The organism is Micromonospora sp. NPDC050784 (assembly GCF_044456765.1).
GTDB lineage: Bacteria > Actinomycetota > Actinomycetes > Mycobacteriales > Micromonosporaceae > Micromonospora > Micromonospora foliorum.
Window position 1 is genome coordinate 102024 of record NZ_JBITGG010000007.1, and the last position, 21675, is coordinate 123698.

The following is a 21675-nucleotide window of genomic DNA, read 5'->3' on the forward strand; positions in this document are numbered from 1 at the left end:
ATCGCTTTCCAGCGAAAGGCGTTAATGTCCGGGACACCCTGCGGTGCTCCTCCAGTCGGCGGGAGCGGCACCGAGATCCCGGACAGCTGGAGGTCTCGTGTCCCGCACACCGCGCCGACGTCTCGTCAGCGCCACCACCCTGCTCACCGTCCTGGTCAGCCTCTGCCTCGTTCCGCAGGCGACCGTTCGCCCGGCTGCCGCGTCCCCGGCCCGGGCCGTCGCCCTCACCCCGCCCGCCACCGTCGGTTTCGAGAAGGTCGCCCTCGACGGCGGTCTCTCCATGGGCGAACCGATCGAACTGGCCGTCGCACCCGACGGCAAGGTCTTCTACATCAACCGGGGCACCAGCAGCGCTGGTGGTCAGGTCCGCCTCTACAACCCGGCGACGAGGTCCACCACGGTCGCGCTGACCCTGGCGTTGGACGCCCGCTTCGAGGACGGCCTGATCGGCATCACCCTGCACCCGAGCTTCGCGAGCAACCGGTGGGTCTACCTCTTCTACTCGCCGAAGGTCACCCCACTGGTCAACCGGATCAGTCGGTTCACCTTCAACCCGTCCACCCTGCTGCTCGACCCGGGCAGCGAGGACGTGCTCATCGAGTGGCCCACCGAACGCGACCTGTGTTGCCACTCGGCCGGCTCGATGAGCTGGGACACCGCCGGCAACCTGTACTTCGCCGTCGGCGACAACACCAACTCCGGCGGCGACTCCGCCGGGATGGCCCCGATCGACGAGCGGACCAGCCGCAACGCCCAGTACGACGCCCAGCGCACCTCCGGCAACACCAACGACCTGCGCGGCAAGATCAACCGGATCCACCCGGAGAACGACGGCAGCTACACCGTCCCAGCCGGCAACCTCTTCGCCGCCGGCACCGCGCGCACGCGCCCGGAGATCTACGTGATGGGCGTGCGCAACCCGTACCGGATCTGGGTGGACCGCAAGGCCAACAACACCCTCTACTGGGGAGAGGTCGGCCCGGATGCCGGCACCGACCTCGCCAACCGCGGCCCGGCCGCGTACGACGAGTTCAACCGGGCCAACGGGCCCGGCAACTACGGCTGGCCGTACTGCGGCGGCCCCAACGTCGCCTACAACGACTGGGACTTCGCCACCGCCACGCCGCGCGGCTGGTTCCCCTGCGGCGGCTCGACCGGCCCGGTCAACAACTCACCCCGCAACACGGGCGTCCAGCAGCTTCCGCCGACGAAGCCGGCACTCGTCTGGGAGCAGCACGGCGGCAGCGAGGACTGGCCGGCGCTGGACAACCCGGGCGGGTGTGGGTCGCCCAACCACGTGGAGGTCTACCACTACGACCCGAACCTCGTCTCGGACGTGAAGTGGCCGGCCTACTACGACAACAAGTGGCTGATCTCCGAGTACTGCCGCAACTGGATCAAGGAGGTCCAGTTCGACAACGGCAACCCGTCCACCGGGGCGCCGACCGTGATCGAGCCGGTGCTCGCCGGCATGAAGCTCGTCCACCCGATCGACTGGCAGTTCGGCCCGGACGGCTCGCTCTACCTGCTGGAGTACGGCAGCGGCTACTTCTCCGGCGCGGTCGACGCCGGTCTCTACAAAATCAACTACGTCCAGGGTGGTCGGTCGCCGGTCGCCAAGGCCACCGTCAACCGGGACAACGGCCTGGCCCCGCTCTCGGTGACCTTCTCCAGCGCCGGCAGCTCGGATCCGGACGGCGACCCGCTGACGTACGCCTGGGACTTCACCAACAACGGCAGCACCGACTCGACCGCCGCGAACCCGTCCTTCACGTACCCCGCGAACGGGAGCTACAGCGCCCGGCTCACCGTCAACGACGGCACCGGCCGCAGCGCGACCACAGTGGTGTCGCTGGTGGTCGGCAACAACCGGCCGACGGTCACCCTGACCGGACTGCCCGCCGGCGGGCTCTTCGACTGGGGGCAGGACCTGGCGGTGGGCGCCTCGGCCAGCGACCCGCAGGACGGCACGCCGGCCTGCTCGGCCGTGGTCGTCCGGGCCGCGCTGGGCCACCAGGAGCACGCCCACGAGGAAGGGGAGGGGACCGGCTGCGGCGCGACCTTCAACACCGGCCCGGTGCACGCCGGCCCCGACTCGGTGCTGTTCTTCGTCCTGCGGGGCAGCTACACCGACCGCGGCGCGACCGGCTCGGCCGCGCTCACCGGCGAGCAGGAGATCAGCCTCTACCCGAAACAGTGGCAGGCCGAGCACTTCGTCCAGCTCAACGGCCCGAAGGTGATCGACCAGGCGGCAGCCGAGGGTGGCAAGCGGCTGGGTGACGTCCAGAACGGCGAGAGCGTGCGGCACCACGCGGTGAGCCTCAAGGGGATCACCGGCGTCCGGGCCCGCGTCTCCTCCGGCGGCCCCGGGGGCACCCTCTCCTTCCGGTACGACTCACCGACCGGCACCGAGGTCGCCCGGATCGCGGTGCCGAACACCGGTGGCTGGGACAACTACACCGAGCTGAGCGCCACGGTGACCAGGCCCGACGACGGCACCCACGACCTGTACCTCGTCGTCACCGGCGGCAGCGGGGCGTTGCTGGACGTGGACAGCTACACCTTCACCGGCCCGGGCGTCGGCACCGGCGGTGCGCGCACCGGTGAGGTCAAGGCCCTCGGCAAGTGCGCGGACATCGCCTCCAGCCAGACCGCGAACGGCACCAAGGTGCAGACCTGGACCTGCAACGGCAGCGCCGCGCAGCGCTGGACCCTGCCCGGTGACGGCACGGTGCGTGGGCTCGCCAAGTGCCTGGACGTGAAGGCGAGCGGCACCACCGACGGCACCCTCGTGCAGCTCTACGACTGCAACGGCAGCGGGGCCCAGCAGTGGGCCGCCCAGCCGGACGGCAGCCTGCGCAACCCCCAGTCCGGGCGTTGCCTCGACATCCCCAACTCGGACCTCACCGACGGTCGGCAACTGCGGATCTGGACCTGCAACGGCACCGGGGCGCAACGCTGGACCCTGCCGTGACCGTCCCCTGACCGGCTCGGCACCCGTACGCGAGCGTCGCTGACGCACGGGGCCGGGCGGCGGGGGCGGAGCCCGGCCGTCCACCCACGTCCCCCGGGTGGACGGCCGGGACTCGGGGGACAATGCCGGTATGCGGCTGGTGCTCACGGCGGACACCCACGTACCGAAGCGGGCCCGGGACCTACCCGGGCCCCTCTGGGCGGCCATCGAGGCTGCCGACGTGGTGGTGCACGCCGGCGACTGGGTGGACGAGGCGTTGCTCGACGCCATGACCGCGCGCTCGCGCCGGCTGGTCGGGGTGTACGGCAACAACGACGGCCCGGCGCTGCGCGCCCGGCTGCCGGAGGTGGCCCGGGTCGAGCTCGACGGTCTGCGGGTCGCCGTGGTGCACGAGACCGGTCAACGGACCGGCCGCGAGCAGCGGTGCGCGGCCCGCTTTCCCGACGTCGACCTGCTGGTCTTCGGGCACTCGCACATCCCCTGGGACACCGAGGCGCCCGGTGGGCTGCGCCTGCTCAACCCCGGCTCACCCACCGACCGCCGCTCCCAACCCCACGCCACCTACCTCACGGCCGAGGTGCACGCGGGCAGCCTGAGCGAGGTGCGGCTGCACCGCCTGCCCCGCCCCTGACGGCCCAGCCCCCGGGGTTACTGGCCTCGACCGGTCTCGGCCTGGAGCTCGTCGATGCGCTTGGACGCCTCGGCCTTGGTCAGGTCGTCCGGGAGCTCGGCATGGGCCTCCCGGGCCAGCGTGCTCAGGTAGGACTCCTGGGCGGCGGTCGGCGGCTCGTCCCCGGTGACCCACTCGTCCGGGTCCTTGATCGCGGCGTTCTGGTCGGCCTGCTCGGTACGGCGGTCCGTCATCATTATCACCCTCTCTTTCGAACAGGTGTGCCAGTACCCCGATCTCCGATGGTTCATGCCCGAACGCCGCCGCCACCTACGATCATCGGATGACGGTGGACCGGTCGGGTGTCGTGGTGGTCGGGGCGGGCATCGCCGGGGTGGCCTGTGCGGTCGAGCTGACCCGGGCCGGAGTGCCGGTGCAGGTGCGGGAGCGGGGTCACGTCTGCGGTGGCCGGATGGCCAGCAAACGCTTCCAGGGTCGGCCGGCGGACATCGGCGCCGCCTACTTCACCGCCACCGACCCCGACTTCGCCGCACTTGTCGAGCAGTGGCGCGCCGCCGGGTTGGTCCGCGAGTGGACCGACACCTTCCAGGCGTACGACCGGAGCGGGAACCGCGAGGTGCCCGGGCCGATGCGTTTCGCCGCCCCCCGTGGGCTGCGCTCGTTGGTCGAGCACCTGGCCGGCGCCGTGCCGGTGACCGTCGACCGGCTGGTGCTCATGGTGGAGCCCGGGCCGGTCGTGGACGGGGAGTCGTGTGCGGCGGTCGCCCTGGCCATGCCAGGTCCGCAGGCCGCCCTGCTGCTCGACCCGGGCCTGGCCGACGCCACCCGGGTCGTGCAGGCGCAACGCTGGTCGCCGTCACTGGCCGCGGTGCTGCGCTTCCCGACCCGGCGCTGGCCGGACTTCCGGGGCGCGTTCGTCAACGAGCACCCGGTCCTCAACCTCGTCTGCGACGACGGCGACCGGCGCGGTGACGGCGCGCCGGTACTGGTCGCGCACACCGTGCCGGAGTTCGCGGCCGGGCACCTGGCCCAACCCACCGGGGCCGGCCCGGCCATCGAGCAGGCCGTCCGGGACCTGCTGGGGCTGCCCGAGCAGGCCGTCGACGTGCACGTGCACCGCTGGACGTACGCGAAGCCGACAAGCCATGCCGACGGTGCCACCCACCACCTCGACGCCGACGGGATCGGCCTGGCCGGCGACGCGTTCGGCAAGCCGCGGGTGCAGAGCGCCTGGCGCTCCGGCCGGGACCTGGGCCGCGCGCTGGCCACCCGCCTGGCCTGAACGCAGGCGCTCAGGCGTGCCCGGCTGGCTGAGGCACGCCCTCAGGCGTGCCCGGCTGCCGCGACGGGCCGAGCGTCGGCGTCCCGCTCGGACGGGTCGGAGGTCCGCTCGCCCTCCCGGTCCAGCAGCTGCATGACCGGGGTTGCCGTGATGCCGTGCAGCACGACGGAGACGAGCACCACCAGCCCGACGGTCGCCCAGAGCAGCTCGGCCTGCAAGTCGGCCTTGGTGGTGGCGTACGCGAGGTAGTAGAACGAGCCGACGCCGCGAATGCCGAAGAAGGAGATGACCCAGTGCTCGGCCGGGCGTCCCGGTGCGCCGCGCAGCGACAACCAGCCGACCACCGGCCGCACCACGAACACCAGCGCCAGCCCGACGGCGGCCGCCGGCCAGGTCAGCGGACCCAGCAGGCCACCCACGATCGCGCCGCCGAGCAGCAGCAACAGCACCAGGGTGAGCAACCGTTCGACCTGCTCGGCGAAGTCGTGCAGCACCGAGTGGAACTCGTGGGTTCGCTCGGCGGCCCGGATGGCGCGGGCGGCCACGAACACTGCCAGGAAGCCGTACCCGCCGACCACTTCCACCAGCCCGTACGCCAGGAACGTGGCGGCCAGCGCCAGGAAGCCCTCGGCGTGCCGGGCCAGCCGCAGCTCACTGGGTGCGCGGAAGAACAGCTTACCGAGCAGCCAGCCGATGAGCAGGCCACCGCCGACGCCCATGCTGATCTTCCAGAGCACGTCCACGGTGAACCACTCGGCAAACCAGTCGCTCGGGGCGAGGCTGGTCGAGGCGATGGCGATGGCCGCGTAGACGAACGGGAACGCCAGCCCGTCGTTGAGGCCGGCCTCGGAGGTCAACGCGAAACGGACCTCGTCCTCGGAGTCCTCCACGTCGGTCGGCTCGCCAACCTGCACGTCGGCGGCGAGCACCGGATCGGTGGGCGCCAGCGCGGCGCCCAACAACAGCGCGGCGGCCGGCACCAGCCCCGCCCACCACCAGCCGAGCAGGGCCACCGCCGCGATGCACAGGGGCATCGCGATCGCCAGCAGCCGCCAGGTGGACGACCACCGCCGCCAACTCAACGGCCGGTCGATCTTCAGCCCGGCGCCCATCAGCGCGACGATCACCCCGATCTCGGTGAGGTGGGTGGTCAGCTCCGGGTGGGCCAGGGGGTCCGGAGACGGCAGCCCGACCGGTAGGAGGAACACCAGCATGCCGAGGGCGAGGAAGGCGATCGGCATGGACAGCGGGCGCCGCTCCAGCACCCGCGGCAGGATGCCCGCGAGCAGAGCGCCCAAGCCCACCAGCGCGAACGCCACATCTACCGGCTCCACGGCACCACCCTTCGACCGCACCCGCGAGGCGCGGGCAGGTGGTGACAGACCTTGCCCCGCAAGGACTCCCGCTATGCGCGTCCGAGCCGGTGGACCTGTGTGATCCTCACCGGGGCCGGGTGAGCGGTGAGTCCGCCAGTTCGTTCAGCAGTGCGGCCGGGTCGTCGTAGACCGCCACGGCACCCGCGCCGGCGAGCTCGCCGCGGCTGGTGCCACCGCAGGTCAGGCCCACACACGGAATGTTCAACTTCCCGGCCGCGGCGACGTCCCACACCGAGTCGCCGACGAAGACCACCCGCTCGGCGGCCAAGCCGGACTGCTTCAGCGCGGCGACCAGGATGTCCGGTGCCGGCTTGCTCTGCTGGGCGTCCTCAGAGGAGGTGACCGTCTCGATCACGTCGTCGGCGGCCAGCGCCCGACGCAGCGCGCCCACCTCGGGTTCCGAGGCGGAGGTGGCCAGCACGACCCGCAACCCCCGCTCGGCGCAGGCGCGCAACAGGTCGGCCGCCCGGGGTAGCGGCGTGAGTCGTTCCCAGTACTCGGCGTAGAGCGTGTCGTGCGCGTCGCGCAGCTTCGAGTCGGCGTCGCGGTCCCGCTCCGGGCCGAGGAGGTGGTCCAGGAGTTTGTCCGACCCCATCCCGATCGAGCGGTGCACCACCGCCATCGGTACCGGCTGATCGGTCTGGCGCAACGCCTCCCACCAGCTCACGGTGTGCAGGTAGGTGGTGTCGACCAGGGTGCCGTCGACATCGAAGAGGACCCCGGCGGGTCGGTCGGTAGCCATGGGCGTCCTCCTACCCTCGGGCGGCTCAGGGATGCGCGGCCGGCGGCGTGAGGATCTCGAACCAGACCGTGGAGCCGCGCACCGACGGGTCGGTGCCCCAGGCGTCGCTGAGCTCCTCGATCAGGCCGAGGCCGCGCCCGCGACTGCTCAACGTGTCGGTACGGGCCCGGGTGACGGTGCCCCGGGTGCCGGAATCCGCGACTGAGACGAGCAGCCGCTCGGCGCTGAGGTCGATCTCCACCCGGGCGGCCGTGCCGGCGTGCAGCAACGCGTTGGTGGTCAGCTCGCTGGTGCAGAGCACCGCCGCCCCGATCACCGACTCGGGCACCTGCCACTCGCTGAGCTGCCCTGTCAACCAGTGCCGGACCCGGCTGGGCGCGGTCGGCTCAGCGGGCACCTCCATGCTCGCCGAACGACTCGGTTTGAGCGCGTGCTCGACCGCCAGCACGGCCACGTCGTCCTCGGTGCCGCCCGGGACCGCCGCGGTGGCCACCGCGCAGAGTGCGCGCGGGTCGCCGCTACCGGCCTTGGCGACGGCGTCGCTCAGCCCGGCCAGCCCGGCGCTCAGGCTCTGCCGGCGGCGTTCCACCACCCCGTCGCTGAACAGCAGCAGGGTGTCACCGGGACGGAATGCGACAGTCGTGGTGCCCGGCCGACCGCCCAGCCCCAGCGGCGGTCCGGCCGAGATGTCGACGTACTCGGCGTGAAACCGTCCGTCCGGGTCGCCCCGGCGGATCAGCGGCGCGGGATGACCGGCGCTGGACAGGGTCAGCTCCCGCCGCTCCGCGTCGATCACCCCAAACGCCACGGTGACGAACAGTTCGTGGGTGCCGGCCTCCGCGCCGAGGCTGGTCACCAGCCGGTCCAGGCCGGCCAGGACCGCGGCGGGCGCCGGGTCGGCCAACGCCAGGGCGCGCAGCGCGGCCCGGACCTGGCCCATCCGCGCGGCGGCCTGCACGTCGTGCCCGGCGACGTCGCCCAGCACCACGCCGAGCGAGCCGTTGGGCAGCAGGAACGCGTCGTAGAAGTCGCCCCCGGCCGCGTTGCCGTCCACGCCCGGGTCGTAGCGGGCCGCGATCCGCAACCGGGGCAGATCCGGTAGGTGCTCCGGCAACATGCTGCGTTGCAACAGCTGGGCCGTGCCGTGCTGGGTCTCGAAGCGGCGGGCCCGCTCGGCGGCCTGGCCGATCAGCTCGGCCGAGGCGGCCAGCAGCGCCCGCTCCGCGGGTGACCAGGTGTGCGGGACCTGATAGCCGACCGCCAGCCCGCCGCGGACCACCGAGGTGCCCAGGGGCAGGGCCGCCATCGCGCGGATCTTCTGGTCGTGGCGGTCCACGGCGGTGTCCCGCAGCGGTTGCCCGTCCCGGGTGAACGACGGGCCGCCGGAGCGCGCCGCCTGCACCACGGGGGCCGACCAGTCCGCCGCCGCACGCCGCCAGAGCGGGGGAAGCCGCTCGTCGGCCTCGTCCAGCAACTCGCCCCGGACCCGCCGCACCATCCGCCAGCCGCCGCCGCCCTCGTCGACAGCGAACGAGGCCTGGTCGGGGTCGAACGTGGTGATCGCGTACCGCAGCGCCACCCTGGCCACGTCGTCGAGGGTGAGGGTGCCGGCGAGCGCCGCCGCCACCTCGCTGAGGCTCTGCAACTGCTCGGTGACGTGGGTGGTCTCGGCCGCGACCGTCAACACGCCGACGATCCGCCCGGCGCTGTCGCGCACCGGCGAGTATCCCCGGGTGAAAACCGCCTGCTCCACCGTGGCGGAGTGCCCACGGACCAGCGGCAGGGTGGACTCCTTCTCCAGGAAGGGCACGCCCTGCCGGTAGCAGCGCTCGATCACCGCACCGACGCCGGGCAGCGCCCAGATCTCCGCGAACACCTCGGCGGCCGGGCGGCCGAGGGCGCTCGGGTGCTTGGTGCCCAGCAGCTCGGCGTAGCCGGCGTTGTAGAGCAGGACGAGGTCGTCGCCGTACGCGAGGGCCATCGGCATCGGCGAGGCGAGGATCAGCTCCACCACGGCCCGGAGGGCGACGTCCCAGTCGCCGGCCGGGCCCAGCGGCGTGTCGGCCCAGTCGTGGGCGAGCACGCCGCCGGCCGACCCGGTGGGTGCGCCCGGGCCCGGAGTTGCTGGCAAGGGGACCCGCCCGACCGTTCCTGGCATGTTCGCAGCCTAGTCGGCCGGCCGGAAAAGGCATCAGACCACGGCGGCGGGCCCGTCGCCGCGTCCGTTCCGGTGGCCGTTCGGGCAGTTCAGGGCCCCTGTCCGGAGGTCTGTCGCAAAAAACGCCGCGCGCTGCGCGGAGTGCCGGACCGGTTGCCGGGTATGCGCCCGGCGCAGTCCATGCGACAGGAGGGACATCATGCTGAAAACCCTCGCGGTCCGGCAGGCCGACATCGGCGATGCCATCGCCGACACCTGGAGGTCGGTGCTGCTCTTCATCCCGAAGGCAGTGGCCTTCATCGTCATCCTCGTGGTCGGCTGGCTCATCGCCAGAGCCGTCCTCAAGATCGTGGATACGGTGCTGGAACGGGTGCACTTCGACGAAGCCGTCGAACGTGGTGGCATCAAACGGGCCCTGGAGAGAACGAAGTACGACGCCAGCGACATTCTGGCCAGACTGGCGTACTACGCCGTACTGCTGTTCACGCTGCAGTTCGCCTTCGGAGTCTGGGGGCCCAACGCGATCAGTGACCTGATCCGCGGCGTGGTGTCCTGGCTGCCGCGAGCGTTCATCGCGATCGTCATCGTGGTGATCGCGGCCGCGATCGCCAACGCTGTGCGGGATCTGGTCACCGGGGCGCTGGGAGGGCTCTCGTACGGCAAGGTCCTGGCCGACCTGACGGCGATCTTCATCATCGCGCTCGGTGTGATCGCCGCCCTGAACCAGGTGGGTATCGCCACCACGGTGACCACTCCGGTGCTGATCGCGGTGCTCGCCACGGTGGCCGGCATCCTGATCGTCGGCGTCGGCGGTGGTCTCGTGAAGCCGATGCAGAAGCGCTGGGACGGCTGGCTGGACCGGGCGGCCCAAGAGGCTCGGGCGGTGCAGCAGCAGCGTCAGGCCGCGTCGGCCGGGCGTAGCGACGTGGAGCGGCAGATGGCCGACCGCGGGGGTGACCGCACCCAGGCGATGCCTCGGGTGGACGAGACCCAGCAGTACCGCTCGTAGCGGGACGTAACGCCACGGCGGGTGGGGAGGGTGTTCCGCGTACCACGCGGAATGCCCTCCCCTGGCGTGTCAGTCCTGGTCCAGCGCGCGAGCCAGCGCGCAGACCGCGACCAGGCGGGTGAGCAGCCACTCCGGGCGGCTCCAGTCCACCGGCCCGTTGGGCGGCGCCCACCCGTGCTCCAGGGCGGCGGTGCGCACCCCCTCGGCGTAGCCGGCGAGTGCTGCGGAGGTCAGCGGCGTGCGGTCCCCGTCGAGGCTGTCCCGGACGGCCGCCGCGTGCTGGTCGACGAGGGCCAGCAGCCCCGGTCGTGCGGCGGCGGCGGTGAGCCCGACAGTGCCCACGGAGACGGTGAGGGCGGCCAGGGTGGACCGCGCCGAGTCGACGGCGGTACGGGAGGCGACCCGGTTGAACGGCACACGCATGGTGACCGAGGCTAACCGACAGGTGACCGCGTCGGCCTCGTCCGCTCGGCGGATGTCGGCTGCGCCACTGGGGCGGTCGCCGGTGACCTGGGGGATTGATCCGGCACAGACGGGGCAGGAGGAGAAGCACCCACGGATGGCGGCACACGGCACGGAGGCACGGATGGGACAGCAGGCGGACGGACCGGACGAGCGGCACCGGCGGCCGGACGGGGTCAGCGACGCGACCGTCGCCGCGCTCGGCAAGCTCAGCGAGGCGTTGGAGTGTGTGGAGCGGGCCCGGGGACACCTCTACTCGATGCACCAGCTGATCGGCCATGCCGACCTGATGCTCGACGACGCGGTGGAGCAGTTCCGCTCCGCCGGGCATCCGCACCTCGCCGACCGGATCGCCTCGGAGTTGCGTGGCCGCAACGTCATCGCCGGACGGTGGACGTTCCAGATCGTCGAGGACTTCGACGACGGCTACCACGCGCTGTTTCGGGAGTTGGACCAGCAGGCCCGCGACGAGTTGGTGGGTGGGCGGCGCCACCTCTACGAGGCGGAGATGAAGGAACGCCGCCGTAGCCGGGGCCGGCCGGGCCACGAGGCCCGGCCGGGCGGCGAAGGCTAGTCGCTTGTCGCGTCGGCCGGGCGTCGCCGTGCCGCGTCGTCAGCGATGATCACGGTGGCCACCATCAGCGCGACGCACAGGCTGAACAGCCACGACTCGTCGCTGACGAGCCAGGCGGACACGGGGGCCTGGAGCGCGGCGAGCAGGAAGCCGAGCCAGGCGAGCCGGCGCTGACGCGTGGAGAGGATTCCGGAGCCTTGATGCATCCCGAAATTCTTACGCGAAAGGGCCTGCTTGCCGTCCTCCGATCGGCCGATTCTGGATGAGCTGTCCGTTTTCTCGACCGTACGGACACGACTTCTTTGCGCCGCGAGCGATCGGGTGCCGACGGCGCTAGGGTGCCCCTGCGGCAGGATGGTGCCTCGTGTCCACCCCGCCCGCACGCCCCCGCGCCGCACTGCTCCTGCTGGCCTACCTCGCGTTCGTCAGTCTCGGCCTGCCCGACGGCCTGCTCGGCGTCGGCTGGCCCTCGATCCGGGGCGACTTCGACGTGCCGACCGAGGCGGTCGGGTGGGTGCTCACCGCCGGCACCATCGGCTACCTCACCTCCAGCGTCCTGGCCGGTTTCACGCTGGCCCGGGTCGGCGTGGGCGTCCTGCTCGCCGGCAGCACCCTGCTGGCCAGCCTGGCGCTGATCGGCTACTCGGTGAGCCCCGTGCTGGCGGTGCTGGTGGGCTGTTCGCTGCTGGTCGGGCTCGGCTCCGGCGCGGTCGACTCCGGGCTCAACGCGTACGCCGCCGGGACCTTCGGGCCCCGCCACATGAACTGGTTGCACGCCTTCTTCGGCCTCGGCGTGGCCATCGGTCCGCTGATCATGACCGGGGCACTGAGCGCCGGGCTGACCTGGCGCTGGGGGTACGGCATCGTGGCCGCCGCCCAACTCGTCCTCGCCATCGCGTTCGTGCTCACCGTGCGGGCGTGGCACCGCGACGTCCCGGCCAGCAGCGCAGCGGACGGCGCTGGCCAGGCCGTGCCCGTCGGCACCGATGGTAGGCCGGCACCGATGGTCCGGGTCCCGGTTCGGGACACGTTGCGGCTGCCGGCGGTCTGGTCGGGGACCCTCGCCTTCGTGCTGTACGTGGCGATCGAGGTGTCCGCCGGTCTGTGGGCGTTCCTGCTGCTGACCGAGGGGCGCGGGCTCAGCGCGGCGGTGGCCGGTGGCTGCGTCTCCGCGTACTGGGGCAGCCTTTTCGTCGGTCGAGTCGTGCAGGGTCTGGTGGCCGAACGCCTGGGGGCGGGGCTGGTGCTGCGGGTCAGCCTGGCCGGAATGGCCGTCGGCGCGGCGCTGGTCGCCGTTCCCGCGCCGGCCGTCCTGGCGGTGCTCGGCCTGATCGTGGTCGGTTTCGCCGCCGCGCCGGTGTTTCCGCTGCTCACCCTCACCACCGCCGAACGGGTGGGCGCGGCGCACGCGGACCGGGCCATCGGGCTGCAGATCGGTGCCGCGGGCACCGGTGCGGCGCTCGTCCCGGCCGGGCTGGGCGTGCTGATCGGCAACACCTCGGTGCAGGTGCTGGGCTCGGCCCTGTTGGTGCTCGCGCTGGCGCTGATCGCGCTCCACGAGTGGGGCGCGCGCCGACCCACCGCCGGACCGCCCGGGCGGGCGGCGCCCGCCCAGCCCGGGAGCAGCGATCCTCAGACGTCCGGCCCGGTCCGGCCGGTGGTGGACGGGCGGTAGGCGCGCTGCGGGTCGGTGGCCTCCCGGCTGTTGCCCTGGGCCTGGCCGTCGCGGTCCGACGCGGCCGGCCCGTGCCCGAACGCGGCCTCCTCGCCGGCGTCGTTGCCCGTCACGTCGTCGGCCTGCCCGTCGAGGCTGGAGCCCGACACGGCGCGCTCCAACTCCTCCAACGGAAGCCGTTCCTCGTCCCGCCACACCCTGATGTTGTCGTCGGTCATACCTTCAGCCGTACCCGGGCACGATGATCGCAAACGGTGCCCGGATACGGCGATGGCCGCCGGGAGCCCGGCGGCCATCTCAGGTCACTGCTCAGGATCACGGCTGCGGACGGTCCACCTGTCCGCGCCAGGCACCGGTCTCCTGGCCACGCCGCTCGATGTAGGTCTTGAACCGCTCCAGGTCGCCCTTGGCCCGCCGGTCGACGATGCCGAGCTTGTCGCCGGCCTGCTCGACGACACCGTGCGGCTCGAACTCGAGCTGCAGGGTGACCCGCGTCTTGTCCTGGTCCAGGCGGTGGAAGGTCACCACACCGGCCTGCTGGGTGCCGTCGGTCGAGCGCCAGGCGACCCGCTCGTCGGGGAGCTGTTCGGTGATCTCGGCGTCGAACTCGCGCTTCACCCCGGCGATGTCCACCGTCCAGTGGGTCATCGTGTCGGAGAGCTGCCGGACCTCCTGCACACCCTCCATGAACTGGGGGAACTCCTCGAACTGCGTCCACTGGTCGTACGCGGTGCGCACGGGCACGGAAACGTCCACGTGTTCGGTAACGCCACTCATTGGGGAACCTCCTTCAGTCGCTGGTGGATTGCCGGATCGGGGGGATCCTGGTCACCAGCGAGTTGTCTCGTTCTTGTTGCCCAGCGCGGCCCAGACCTCGGAGACCGTCTGGTAGACGGTGCCGTCGGGCAGCCGTTCCAGCGCCGCCACGATGTCGTCCGGCGCCTCGTTCTCACGGGCGCTGGCGATGAGCACCAGACGGTCGCCCGGCAGCGCGCTCATCGAGATGAACCGGCCGAGCCGGCTGCGCTGCTCGACGTCCGTGGAGCTCATGCCCTGCGGGGTGCCGGTGCGCAGGTCGCCGGCGGGGGCAGTGGTCGTCTCCGGCTGGTCCTCGCCCGCCGGTTCGGGCACCCGCGACTCGTCGACCCGAGAGCCACCGGTCCCCGGCCCCTGTACGAGGCCGCTGACCTCCTGACTCATCTGTTCGTCGATCCTCGGTCCGTGCTTGCTGTTGCCACGCTCCATGCCTTCTGCGCTACCCGGCACCCCAGCCGATAAACCGGCACCGGGCCACGAACCGGCCCCCGGCCCGGCTCCGGACCGGACATCCGGGCCGGAAACGGAGGCTCAGTCGTCAGCGGGCCTACGCGGCGGCAGCACCGGCTCCTCCGGGTCCGGGTCGCCGGCCTGCAACTGCCGCCCGCGCTGCACCTCGGCGTTGATCTGCACACCCAGCATCAGCGCCGAGTTGGACAGGTAGAGCCAGACCAGGAACGCGATGGCTGCCCCGAGGCTGCCGTAGGTGGTGCTGTACGAGCCGAAGTTGGCCACGTAGAGGCCGAAGCCGAAGGAGGCCGCCGCCCAGGACACCAGGGCCACCGCGCCGCCGGGGGTGAGCCAGCGGAACCGGGGCTGGCGCACGTTCGGCGCGATCCAGAACAGCAGCGACAGCAGCACCATCATGATCATGGCGAGGACCGGCCACTTCGCCACACTCCACGTCGTACGGGCCAGACCACCGGCGTTGATCAGGTTGCCGACCGCGTCGGTGACCGGCCCACTGACGATCAGGCCGAGGGCGACGACCGCGAGCAGCACCAGCGTGATCGCCGCCAGGCCGATCTGCAGCGGCCGGAGCTTCCAGACCGGGCGGCCCTCGGTCACCCCGTAGACGGCGTTCGAGGCCCTCGTGAACGCGCCGATGAAGCCCGACGCGGACCACAGGGCGCCGAGCAGGCCGAAACTCAACAGCAGCTTCGGGTTGCTCTGGTCGAGCACCACGGTCCGGATCACCCCGACCACGCCGCCCTCCTCGTCGGTCAACACCGACCCGGCACCCACCTGGTTGGCCAGGTCGACCACGGTGTCGACGGTCCGCTCGCCGCTGGAGACCAGGCCGACCAGGGCCACCACCACGATGGCGGACGGAAAGAGCGCCAGGACGCCGTAGTAGGTAAGCGCGGCGGCCCAGTCGGAGCAGTTGTCGTTGACGAAGTTCTGCACGCTGCGGACCAGCACCCCGCGCCACGTCCGCCAGCTCAGCTGCCGCATGCGTCGGGGCACCCGCGTGCCCGGTGTGCCGTCGAGCGTCGTACCGGGCTCCGTGGTCGTCATGCCCGCTCCCTGCGCCCCGGCCGCCGGATGACCGGTCGTCCGGTCTGGCCTGGCCCGGCGGTACCCCGATGGGGAAATCGACAAACCCACCCGGCTTCCGGCCGACGCCGCTATGGTTTGCCGCCGCCCCACCGGGGAACGGTCACGGTGACCCTGTCGACACGGAGGAGGACGAGATGCCCGGGCGCGAGGACTTGCCCAGCACGCTGCGGCGCTCCCCGGATAAGGCGCAGCGCACCTGGGAGAAGACGCACGACTCGGCGGTCGAGACCTACGGCGAGGGGGAGCGGTCGCACCGCACCGCCTTCGCGGCGGTGAAGCACCAGTTCGAGAAGGTGGGCGACCACTGGGAGCCGAAGGACCACAAGGGCCCCAGCGACCAGCAGGCCGCCGGTGGCGGGCCGGAACGACGGGCCCCCACGGCGGGCGGCGTGGACGCCAACGCCACCAAGGACCACCTGATGTCGGTAGCCCGCAAACTCGACGTACCCGGCCGGTCCAGCATGACCAAGCCAGAGTTGGTCACGGCCATCGAGAAGGCCAACGACCGCGCCACCCGCAAGGCCCGCGGCGACTGACGCCGCTGCACCACAACGCAACAGACGCGGTACGGGCGGACGCGCCACCCCTGCGTCCGCCCGTGCTGTTCACCAGTGCCCGCCGCCCGGCGCCTCGATGTGCACCGCCTTCGTGGCGGTGAACTCGTCCAGCAGCTCCGGGCCGTACCCGTAGCCCTGCCCGCTGGCCCGGCGCGGATGCGCGGCACCCCCCGGCGCGCCCCCGAACACCGCGTTGACCTTGACGGTGCCCACCGGCAGCTCCCGCCAGGCCCGCTGCGCGTGACTCATCGACGAGGTCAACACCGTGGCAGCCAGCCCGTACGGGGAGTCCGCCGCACAGCGCAGCGCCTCGTCGAACGAGTCGACGACCACCACCGGGGCGACCGGCCCGAACGTCTCCTCCCGGACCAGCGGCATGTCGTGGCGGCAGTCCGTGACGACGGTGGCCGGGTAGAACGCCCCCGGCCCGTCCGGCACCTCGCCGCCCGCCCGCACCCGTGCGCCGTCCGCCACCGCGGCCGCCACCTGACCGTGCACGTGGTCCCGGTGCCGTCGGTCGACAAGCGGGCCCAGCTCGGTGCCCGGGTCCCGACCCGGCCCGACCCGTAGCGCCCCGGCGCGTCGTACCAGCGCGGCCACGAAGTCGTCGGCCACCTCCCGGTGCACGTAGAGCCGCTCCACCGCCACGCAGATCTGCCCGGCGTTGGCGAACGCGCCGAGCGCGGCCTGCTCCGCCGCCCACTCCGGGTCGACGCCCGCGTCCACGATCAACGGATCGCTGCCGCCGTTCTCCAGGAGCACCTTGGCGCCGGTGCGGGCCGCGGCGGCGGCGATCGACCGCCCGGTGGCCGTGGAACCCACGTGCGCCACCACGTCGACCTCCTGCGCCGCCAGCGCCGCGCCCACCTCCGGGCCGCCGGTGAGCAGCGACAACACCCCGGCCGGCAACGCCTGGTCCAGTGCTCGGGCCAGCAGCCACCCCGTCGCCGGCGTGCGTTCGCTCGGCTTGTAGAGCACCACGTTCCCGGTCACCAGGGCCGCACCGAGCAGACCGCAGGAGACCGCCACCGGGTCGTTCCACGGGGTGATCGCCGCGACCACCCCGCGTGGCTGCGGGGTCAGGAAGTCCAGCGCCTCGTTCTCGCCGTTCAACGTGCGCCCGCCGCGCAGCGGTGCCAGTTCCGCATACTGTCGCAGGGTGCCGATCCCCGCCTCGACGCCGCCGCGGGCGTCCGCCAACGGCTTGCCCATCTCCGCGGTGACCGCCGCCGCCAACTCCTCGGTGACCGCAGCCACCGCGTCCGCGGCCCGGTGCAGCGCCGCCGCCCGTTCGGCCGGCGCGGTCGCCGCCCACTGGGCCGCCGCGTTGCGGGCCGCCTGGGTCGCCTTGCCCACCTCGTCGGCCGTGGCCACCGGCACCGTGCTCACCGGTGTGTCGTCCGCCGGATCACGCACGACCAGTTCGCCGCCGTCGCCGCCCGCACCCCACACCCCGCCCACTAGCTGCGCAACCGTGTACATGCGGCGCTGGATGCCCCCGCCCCGGCGAGGCAAACGCGTTTCGCCCGGTTGCGCGCCGGGTAGGCGGATCCGATGACAACCACCGCCGCGCAGAGCGCGGACGCCGTCGTCGTCGGCGCCGGCCACAACGGCCTGGTCGCGGCCAACCTGTTGGCGGACGCCGGCTGGGACGTGGTGGTGCTGGAGGCGACCGCGGTGCCCGGCGGCGCGGTCCGCTCCGCCGAGGTCACCGCGCCCGGCTACCTGAGCGACCTCTACAGCTCGTTCTACCCCCTCGGGTACGCCTCACCGGTGCTGGGCGGCCTCGACCTGGGTCGGCACGGGTTGTCCTGGCGGCACTCGCCGGACGTGCTGGCGCACCTGCTGCCGGACGGCCGAGCCGCGGTGATCAATCGGGACCCGGACATCACGGCCGCGTCGCTGGAGCAGTTCGCCCCCGGGGACGGCAAGCGTTGGCTCAACGCGTACACCGACTGGCTGGACGTGGCCGAGCCGATGCTGGAGGCGATCACCTCACCGTTCCCGCCGGTACGCGGAGGGCTGGGTCTGCTGCGCCGGTTGCGCGTCGCCGGGGCGCTGCGACTCGCGCGCCGGCTCGTCGTACCGGTCCGCAAGATGGGCGACGAACTCTTCGACGGTCCCGGTGGGCCGGCCCTGCTGGCCGGCTGCGCCCTGCACACCGACCTCTCCCCGGAGGAGGCCGGCTCCGGGGTGTACGGCTGGCTGCTGGCCATGCTCGGCCAGCAGGTCGGCTGGCCGGTGCCCGAGGGCGGCGCGCAGCAGATCACCAACGCGCTTGTGGATCGGTTACAGGGGCGCGGCGGGGCGATCGTCTACGGTGCCCGGGCCGACCGGGTGCTCACCGCCCGGGGCCGGGCGATGGGGGTCCGGACCGTCGGCGGCGCGCTGTGGCGGGCCCGGCGGGCCGTGCTCGCCGACGTCCCGGCGCCGGCCCTCTACCTCGACCTGGTCGGCGCGGCGGCACTGCCGTCCCGGCTGGTGGAGGACCTGGCGCACTTCCGCTGGGACGGCTCCACGCTGAAGGTGGACTGGGCGCTCTCCGGGCCGGTGCCCTGGACGAACCGGCAGCTGGCCGGCGCCGGCACCGTGCACCTCGGCGCGGACCTCAACGGGCTCACCCACTACGCCAGCGAGCTGGCCCGTGGCGAGCTGCCCCGCGACCCGTTCCTGCTGGTCGGGCAGATGTCGGTGGCGGACCCGAGCCACTCCCCGCCGGGCACCGAGTCCCTCTGGTCGTACACCCACCTGCCGTTCCGGCGGAACTGGCGGGCCGAGGAGGTCGCCGGGCACGTGCAGCGGATGGAGGACGTGCTGGAGGCGGCGGCCCCGGGTTTCCGGCGTCTGATCGTCGGCCGACACGTGGCCGGGCCGGCCGACCTGGAGAAGGGCAACCCGAGCCTGGTCGGTGGCGCGCTCGGTGGCGGGACCGCCGCCGCGTACCAGCAGCTCTTCCTGCGCCCGATCCCTGGCCTGGGCCGGGCGGACACCCCGGTGGACCGGCTCTTCCTGGCCAGCGCGTCCGCGCACCCCGGCGGCGGTGTGCACGGCGCACCGGGCGCGAACGCGGCCCGCGCGGCGCTGGCCCGCGACCGCGCGCTCACCGGCCGCGCCTACGCCGCAGCCATCGCCACCGCCCACAAGGCCATCTACCCCGCCTAACCGCCCGCCGCACCAACCCCGCCGCCCCGCCCCGCCCCGTGGATCAAGGAGTTGTGGTGGGTGACAAAGCGCCCGGCGGGGTGGCAAACGGGCACCACAAGTCCATGATCGACCGCGTGGTGGGGCGGGGGTGGGGCGAGGGTGGGGTGGGGTGGGGGCGGGTTAGCGGGTTATGTTGCGGTGTTTGCTGCGGAGGCGGAAGGGCATGAGCGCGCTTTCCACCTTGGTCGCGGTGGTCATCTTGGAGACGCCGTCGCGCCGCTCCTCGAAGCGGATCGGCACCTCCAGGATGGTGTGCCCCAGCTTGGTGGCGAGGTAGTGCATCTCCACCTGGAAGCTGTAGCCGTTGGACTGCACCCGCTCCAGGTCGATGTCGCGCAGGGCGTCGGCCCGCCAGATCTTGAAGCCGGCGGTGAGGTCCCGGATGCGTACCCGCAGCAGGGTGTGCACGTAGAGGTTGGCCCAGCCACTGAGCGCCCGGCGGTAGAGCGGCCAGTTCTCGTCCAGCTCGCCGCCGGGCACGTAGCGGGACCCGATCACCACGCTGGCCTGGGTGGAGAGCAGCGCGCCCAGCATCCCCGGCAGCGCCTCCGGCGGGTGCGAGAGGTCGGCGTCCATCTGCGCCACGTACTCGGCGCCGCCCTCGACCGCCCGGGTCATCCCGTCCACGTACGCGCGGCCGAGGCCCTCCTTGCCGGCGCGGTGCACGACCTCGATCCGGTCGGGGTGCTCGATGGCCAGCTTGTCCGCCACCTCGCCGGTGCCGTCGGGGGAGTTGTCGTCGGCGACGAGGATGCGCAGCCCCGGCAGCGGCAGTGCGAGCAGCCGCTCGACCAGCGCCGGGAGATTGCCCGCCTCGTTGTACGTGGGCACGACGACGGTCAGGCGTGCGTCCCGCCACGGCGACGGCAACTGCACCGGCTTGATCATGTCGGTCATCCTCGGTTTGCGGACAAGGGTCATGGAAAGGGTATCCAGTTCCCGCATTCGGTCCGAGGGAGGCACCCCTCCCGGGCGTTGCGAACCCTCCCCGCCCACCCCACGCGAGCGTCGAAGCCCTGGTCAGAGGCTTGCGTGGTCAGCGTCGACGGCGAGCAACCGCGCTGAGGGCGAGCGCCGCGACGGCGAGCGCGACACCGGAGAGCGCCGGCTTGTGGGTGCCGACCCAGAGCGCCGCCGAACGGTCCCGCGCCTGCTCGGAGAACACCCCCGCCGCGCCCCGGTCGGTGTCCGCATCGCCGGGGTGATCCAGGTTGTCCCGCCAGGTCGCCGGGTCGATCTCCGCACCGGTCTGCTGACTGTCGTAGCCGTCACGGGCCAGCTTCCGGTCGAGCAGGCCGGGGAACAGGGCGTCGGCCAGCCGGGCCTGCCAGGTCGGGCCGCCCACGTTCAGTTCCCTGGTGCCGCGGTCGGCGGCCCACACGATGGCTCGGGCGGCCAACTCCGGAGTGAAGATCGGGGGCACCGGCTGCGGGTGCCGGGGCAGCCGGGTGCGGACCCAGGAGAACTGCGGCGTGTTGACCGCGGGCAGCTGCACCATCGACAACTTCACCCCCGGACAGTCGTGCAGCAGCTCGGCGCGCAGCGAGTCGTTGAACCCCTGCACGGCGTGCTTGCTCGCGCAGTACGCCGACTGCAGCGGGATCCCCCGGTAGGCCAACGCCGAGCCCACCTGCACGATCGTGCCCCGCCCGTGCGCCCGCATGTGCCGCAGCGCGGCGAGGGTGCCGTGCACCGTGCCCAGGTAGGTGACATCGGTGACCCGACGGAACTCACGCGCCGGAATCTCCCAGGCCGGCGCGAACACCGACGCCATCGCGTTGTTGACCCACACGTCGATGCCACCCCAGTGGTGCACCACGTCGTCGGCGGCCTGCTGCACCGCGCCCGCGTCCGCCACGTCCACCCGGTACACGCGCACGTCGGCCGCGCCGCGCAGCCGGCACTCCCGCTCGGCGGCGACCAGACCGGCCTCGCCCCGAGCCAGCAGCGCCAACCGGGCGCCGCGCGCCGCGTACGCGTGGGCGACGGCCCGGCCGACGCCGGCACTCGCGCCGGTCACCACGACGGTCCGGGTCACGACGCCCCCTTCTGCCGGGTGGCGATGTCGGAGAGCCGGGCCAGCGTCTCCCGGTTACGCCTGTGCAGCACCAGATCGTTGATCTTGTTGTGGACCCAGCGCAGCGGGCCGGCGGCGAAGTCCTCCCCGATGCGCACCCGGGTGGCGCCCTCGCCGACCGGTTGCAGGGTGAAGGCCACGATCGCCTCCCCGGCCGGCCAGAGGCCGGCCTTCAGCACGAGCCGGTGCGGCGGTTCGCTGACCAGCACCGTCGACGCGTCCTGCAACGAGAACGGCCACGGCCCGGCCCGGTGGTGCAGTTGGCTGCCCACCCGGGGCCAGGCGTCGTCCACGTCCCGTACGTGCGCGGTGCCGACCACCCAGTCGCTGTACGTCCACCCGTCCGCGAGCACGTCGAACACCTGCTGCGGGGGAGCGTCGATCACTTTCTCCACAATCGCCACCGGGATCCCATACCCGGACCACGGCACGGGCTAACGGCCGACCGGGTTAGCTTCTCCGCAACGGCGGGTAAGGCGGACCCGGGGCATGGCTGGCGCGCTGGCCCGCCGCCTCGACGGCGACGTTTACTCCTCGGGGCGCAGGGAACCCGCCGGCTGTGCGACAGGACCAGGAGG

At 72.7% G+C, this 21675-nt stretch carries 22 protein-coding genes; 8 read left to right on the forward strand and 14 right to left on the reverse strand.

Going from position 1 to position 21675, the window contains the following annotated elements:
* Positions 1-97 precede the first annotated feature (97 nt).
* Positions 98-2974 (forward strand): ricin-type beta-trefoil lectin domain protein, encoded by a 2877-nt coding sequence (locus ACIBD9_RS11885; protein ID WP_396716850.1) that lies wholly within the window; start codon positions 98-100, stop codon positions 2972-2974.
* 130 nt (positions 2975-3104) lie between these two features.
* Positions 3105-3605 carry a metallophosphoesterase family protein gene (locus ACIBD9_RS11890; protein ID WP_396716852.1) on the forward strand — a complete coding sequence of 167 codons (501 nt, stop codon included), beginning with the start codon at positions 3105-3107 and terminating at the stop codon, positions 3603-3605.
* 17 nt (positions 3606-3622) lie between these two features.
* On the opposite strand, the gene ACIBD9_RS11895 is transcribed toward ACIBD9_RS11890, so the two are convergent.
* The gene (locus ACIBD9_RS11895; RefSeq protein WP_396716854.1) at positions 3623-3841 is read right to left on the reverse strand and encodes a DUF3072 domain-containing protein; all 219 of its coding nucleotides are present in this window, start codon (positions 3839-3841) and stop codon (positions 3623-3625) included.
* Positions 3842-3927: 86 nt separating this feature from the next.
* Between ACIBD9_RS11895 and ACIBD9_RS11900 the strand changes: the two genes are divergently transcribed.
* Positions 3928-4887, forward strand: a complete 960-nt coding sequence (locus tag ACIBD9_RS11900) for an NAD(P)/FAD-dependent oxidoreductase (RefSeq protein ID WP_396716856.1) — start codon at positions 3928-3930, stop codon at positions 4885-4887.
* Between the two features lie 41 nt (positions 4888-4928).
* On the opposite strand, the gene ACIBD9_RS11905 is transcribed toward ACIBD9_RS11900, so the two are convergent.
* The 3 genes from ACIBD9_RS11905 to ACIBD9_RS11915 form a co-directional block, all read right to left on the reverse strand.
* On the reverse strand, positions 4929-6221 hold the full coding sequence (locus tag ACIBD9_RS11905) for a cation:proton antiporter (protein WP_396716858.1): 1293 nt from the start codon (positions 6219-6221) through the stop codon (positions 4929-4931).
* 106 nt (positions 6222-6327) lie between these two features.
* Entirely contained in the window at positions 6328-7005 is a 678-nt protein-coding gene (locus tag ACIBD9_RS11910; protein WP_396716860.1) for an HAD family hydrolase, read from the reverse strand.
* Positions 7006-7030: 25 nt separating this feature from the next.
* A complete protein-coding gene (locus ACIBD9_RS11915) occupies positions 7031-9163 on the reverse strand; it encodes a SpoIIE family protein phosphatase (RefSeq protein WP_396716862.1) in 2133 nt (710 codons plus the stop codon).
* A gap of 199 nt (positions 9164-9362) precedes the next feature.
* Here ACIBD9_RS11915 and ACIBD9_RS11920 point away from each other — a divergent pair, with 199 nt between their 5' ends.
* Complete coding sequence (locus ACIBD9_RS11920; RefSeq protein ID WP_396716864.1) at positions 9363-10172, forward strand: hypothetical protein; 810 nt, start codon at positions 9363-9365, stop codon at positions 10170-10172.
* A gap of 69 nt (positions 10173-10241) precedes the next feature.
* On the opposite strand, the gene ACIBD9_RS11925 is transcribed toward ACIBD9_RS11920, so the two are convergent.
* Complete coding sequence (locus tag ACIBD9_RS11925) at positions 10242-10595, reverse strand: DUF6401 family natural product biosynthesis protein (RefSeq protein ID WP_396716866.1); 354 nt, start codon at positions 10593-10595, stop codon at positions 10242-10244.
* Between the two features lie 163 nt (positions 10596-10758).
* On the opposite strand from ACIBD9_RS11925, the gene ACIBD9_RS11930 reads away from it, so the two are divergent.
* Entirely contained in the window at positions 10759-11208 is a 450-nt protein-coding gene (locus ACIBD9_RS11930) for a hypothetical protein (RefSeq protein WP_396716868.1), read from the forward strand.
* Here the strand turns inward: ACIBD9_RS11930 and ACIBD9_RS11935 are convergent.
* Positions 11205-11414 (reverse strand): hypothetical protein, encoded by a 210-nt coding sequence (locus tag ACIBD9_RS11935; protein WP_238660529.1) that lies wholly within the window; start codon positions 11412-11414, stop codon positions 11205-11207. The genes ACIBD9_RS11930 and ACIBD9_RS11935 overlap by 4 nt on opposite strands.
* Before the next feature lie 158 nt (positions 11415-11572).
* On the opposite strand from ACIBD9_RS11935, the gene ACIBD9_RS11940 reads away from it, so the two are divergent.
* Positions 11573-12883: an MFS transporter gene (locus ACIBD9_RS11940; protein WP_396716870.1), complete on the forward strand. Its 1311-nt coding sequence runs from the start codon at positions 11573-11575 to the stop codon at positions 12881-12883.
* Here ACIBD9_RS11940 and ACIBD9_RS11945 read toward each other — a convergent pair.
* The 4 genes from ACIBD9_RS11945 to ACIBD9_RS11960 all read right to left on the reverse strand — a co-directional run bounded on the left by ACIBD9_RS11945 (position 12841) and on the right by ACIBD9_RS11960 (position 15217).
* The gene (locus ACIBD9_RS11945) at positions 12841-13101 is read right to left on the reverse strand and encodes a hypothetical protein (RefSeq protein WP_357224662.1); all 261 of its coding nucleotides are present in this window, start codon (positions 13099-13101) and stop codon (positions 12841-12843) included. The two genes, ACIBD9_RS11940 and ACIBD9_RS11945, sit on opposite strands and share 43 nt — an antisense overlap.
* A 97-nt stretch (positions 13102-13198) precedes the next feature.
* Positions 13199-13660 (reverse strand): SRPBCC family protein, encoded by a 462-nt coding sequence (locus ACIBD9_RS11950; RefSeq protein WP_091401658.1) that lies wholly within the window; start codon positions 13658-13660, stop codon positions 13199-13201.
* Positions 13661-13711: 51 nt separating this feature from the next.
* Positions 13712-14128, reverse strand: a complete 417-nt coding sequence (locus ACIBD9_RS11955; protein ID WP_396716872.1) for a DUF2795 domain-containing protein — start codon at positions 14126-14128, stop codon at positions 13712-13714.
* Positions 14129-14230: 102 nt separating this feature from the next.
* Positions 14231-15217 (reverse strand): YihY/virulence factor BrkB family protein, encoded by a 987-nt coding sequence (locus ACIBD9_RS11960; RefSeq protein WP_396716874.1) that lies wholly within the window; start codon positions 15215-15217, stop codon positions 14231-14233.
* Between the two features lie 176 nt (positions 15218-15393).
* On the opposite strand from ACIBD9_RS11960, the gene ACIBD9_RS11965 reads away from it, so the two are divergent.
* A complete protein-coding gene (locus tag ACIBD9_RS11965; protein WP_396716876.1) occupies positions 15394-15795 on the forward strand; it encodes a ChaB family protein in 402 nt (133 codons plus the stop codon).
* Positions 15796-15864: 69 nt separating this feature from the next.
* Here the strand turns inward: ACIBD9_RS11965 and ACIBD9_RS11970 are convergent, their stop codons facing one another.
* Complete coding sequence (locus tag ACIBD9_RS11970) at positions 15865-17298, reverse strand: aldehyde dehydrogenase family protein (protein ID WP_396716878.1); 1434 nt, start codon at positions 17296-17298, stop codon at positions 15865-15867.
* A gap of 72 nt (positions 17299-17370) precedes the next feature.
* Between ACIBD9_RS11970 and ACIBD9_RS11975 the strand changes: the two genes are divergently transcribed.
* Entirely contained in the window at positions 17371-18978 is a 1608-nt protein-coding gene (locus ACIBD9_RS11975; RefSeq protein WP_396716880.1) for a phytoene desaturase family protein, read from the forward strand.
* Positions 18979-19140: 162 nt separating this feature from the next.
* Here the strand turns inward: ACIBD9_RS11975 and ACIBD9_RS11980 are convergent, their stop codons facing one another.
* The 3 genes from ACIBD9_RS11980 to ACIBD9_RS11990 all read right to left on the reverse strand — a co-directional run bounded on the left by ACIBD9_RS11980 (position 19141) and on the right by ACIBD9_RS11990 (position 21483).
* Positions 19141-19908, reverse strand: a complete 768-nt coding sequence (locus ACIBD9_RS11980) for a polyprenol monophosphomannose synthase (RefSeq protein ID WP_396716881.1) — start codon at positions 19906-19908, stop codon at positions 19141-19143.
* A gap of 148 nt (positions 19909-20056) precedes the next feature.
* The gene (locus ACIBD9_RS11985; protein WP_396716883.1) at positions 20057-21058 is read right to left on the reverse strand and encodes an SDR family oxidoreductase; all 1002 of its coding nucleotides are present in this window, start codon (positions 21056-21058) and stop codon (positions 20057-20059) included.
* Complete coding sequence (locus ACIBD9_RS11990) at positions 21055-21483, reverse strand: SRPBCC family protein (protein ID WP_396716885.1); 429 nt, start codon at positions 21481-21483, stop codon at positions 21055-21057. Before ACIBD9_RS11990 ends, ACIBD9_RS11985 begins: the two co-directional genes overlap by 4 nt.
* Positions 21484-21675 lie beyond the last annotated feature (192 nt).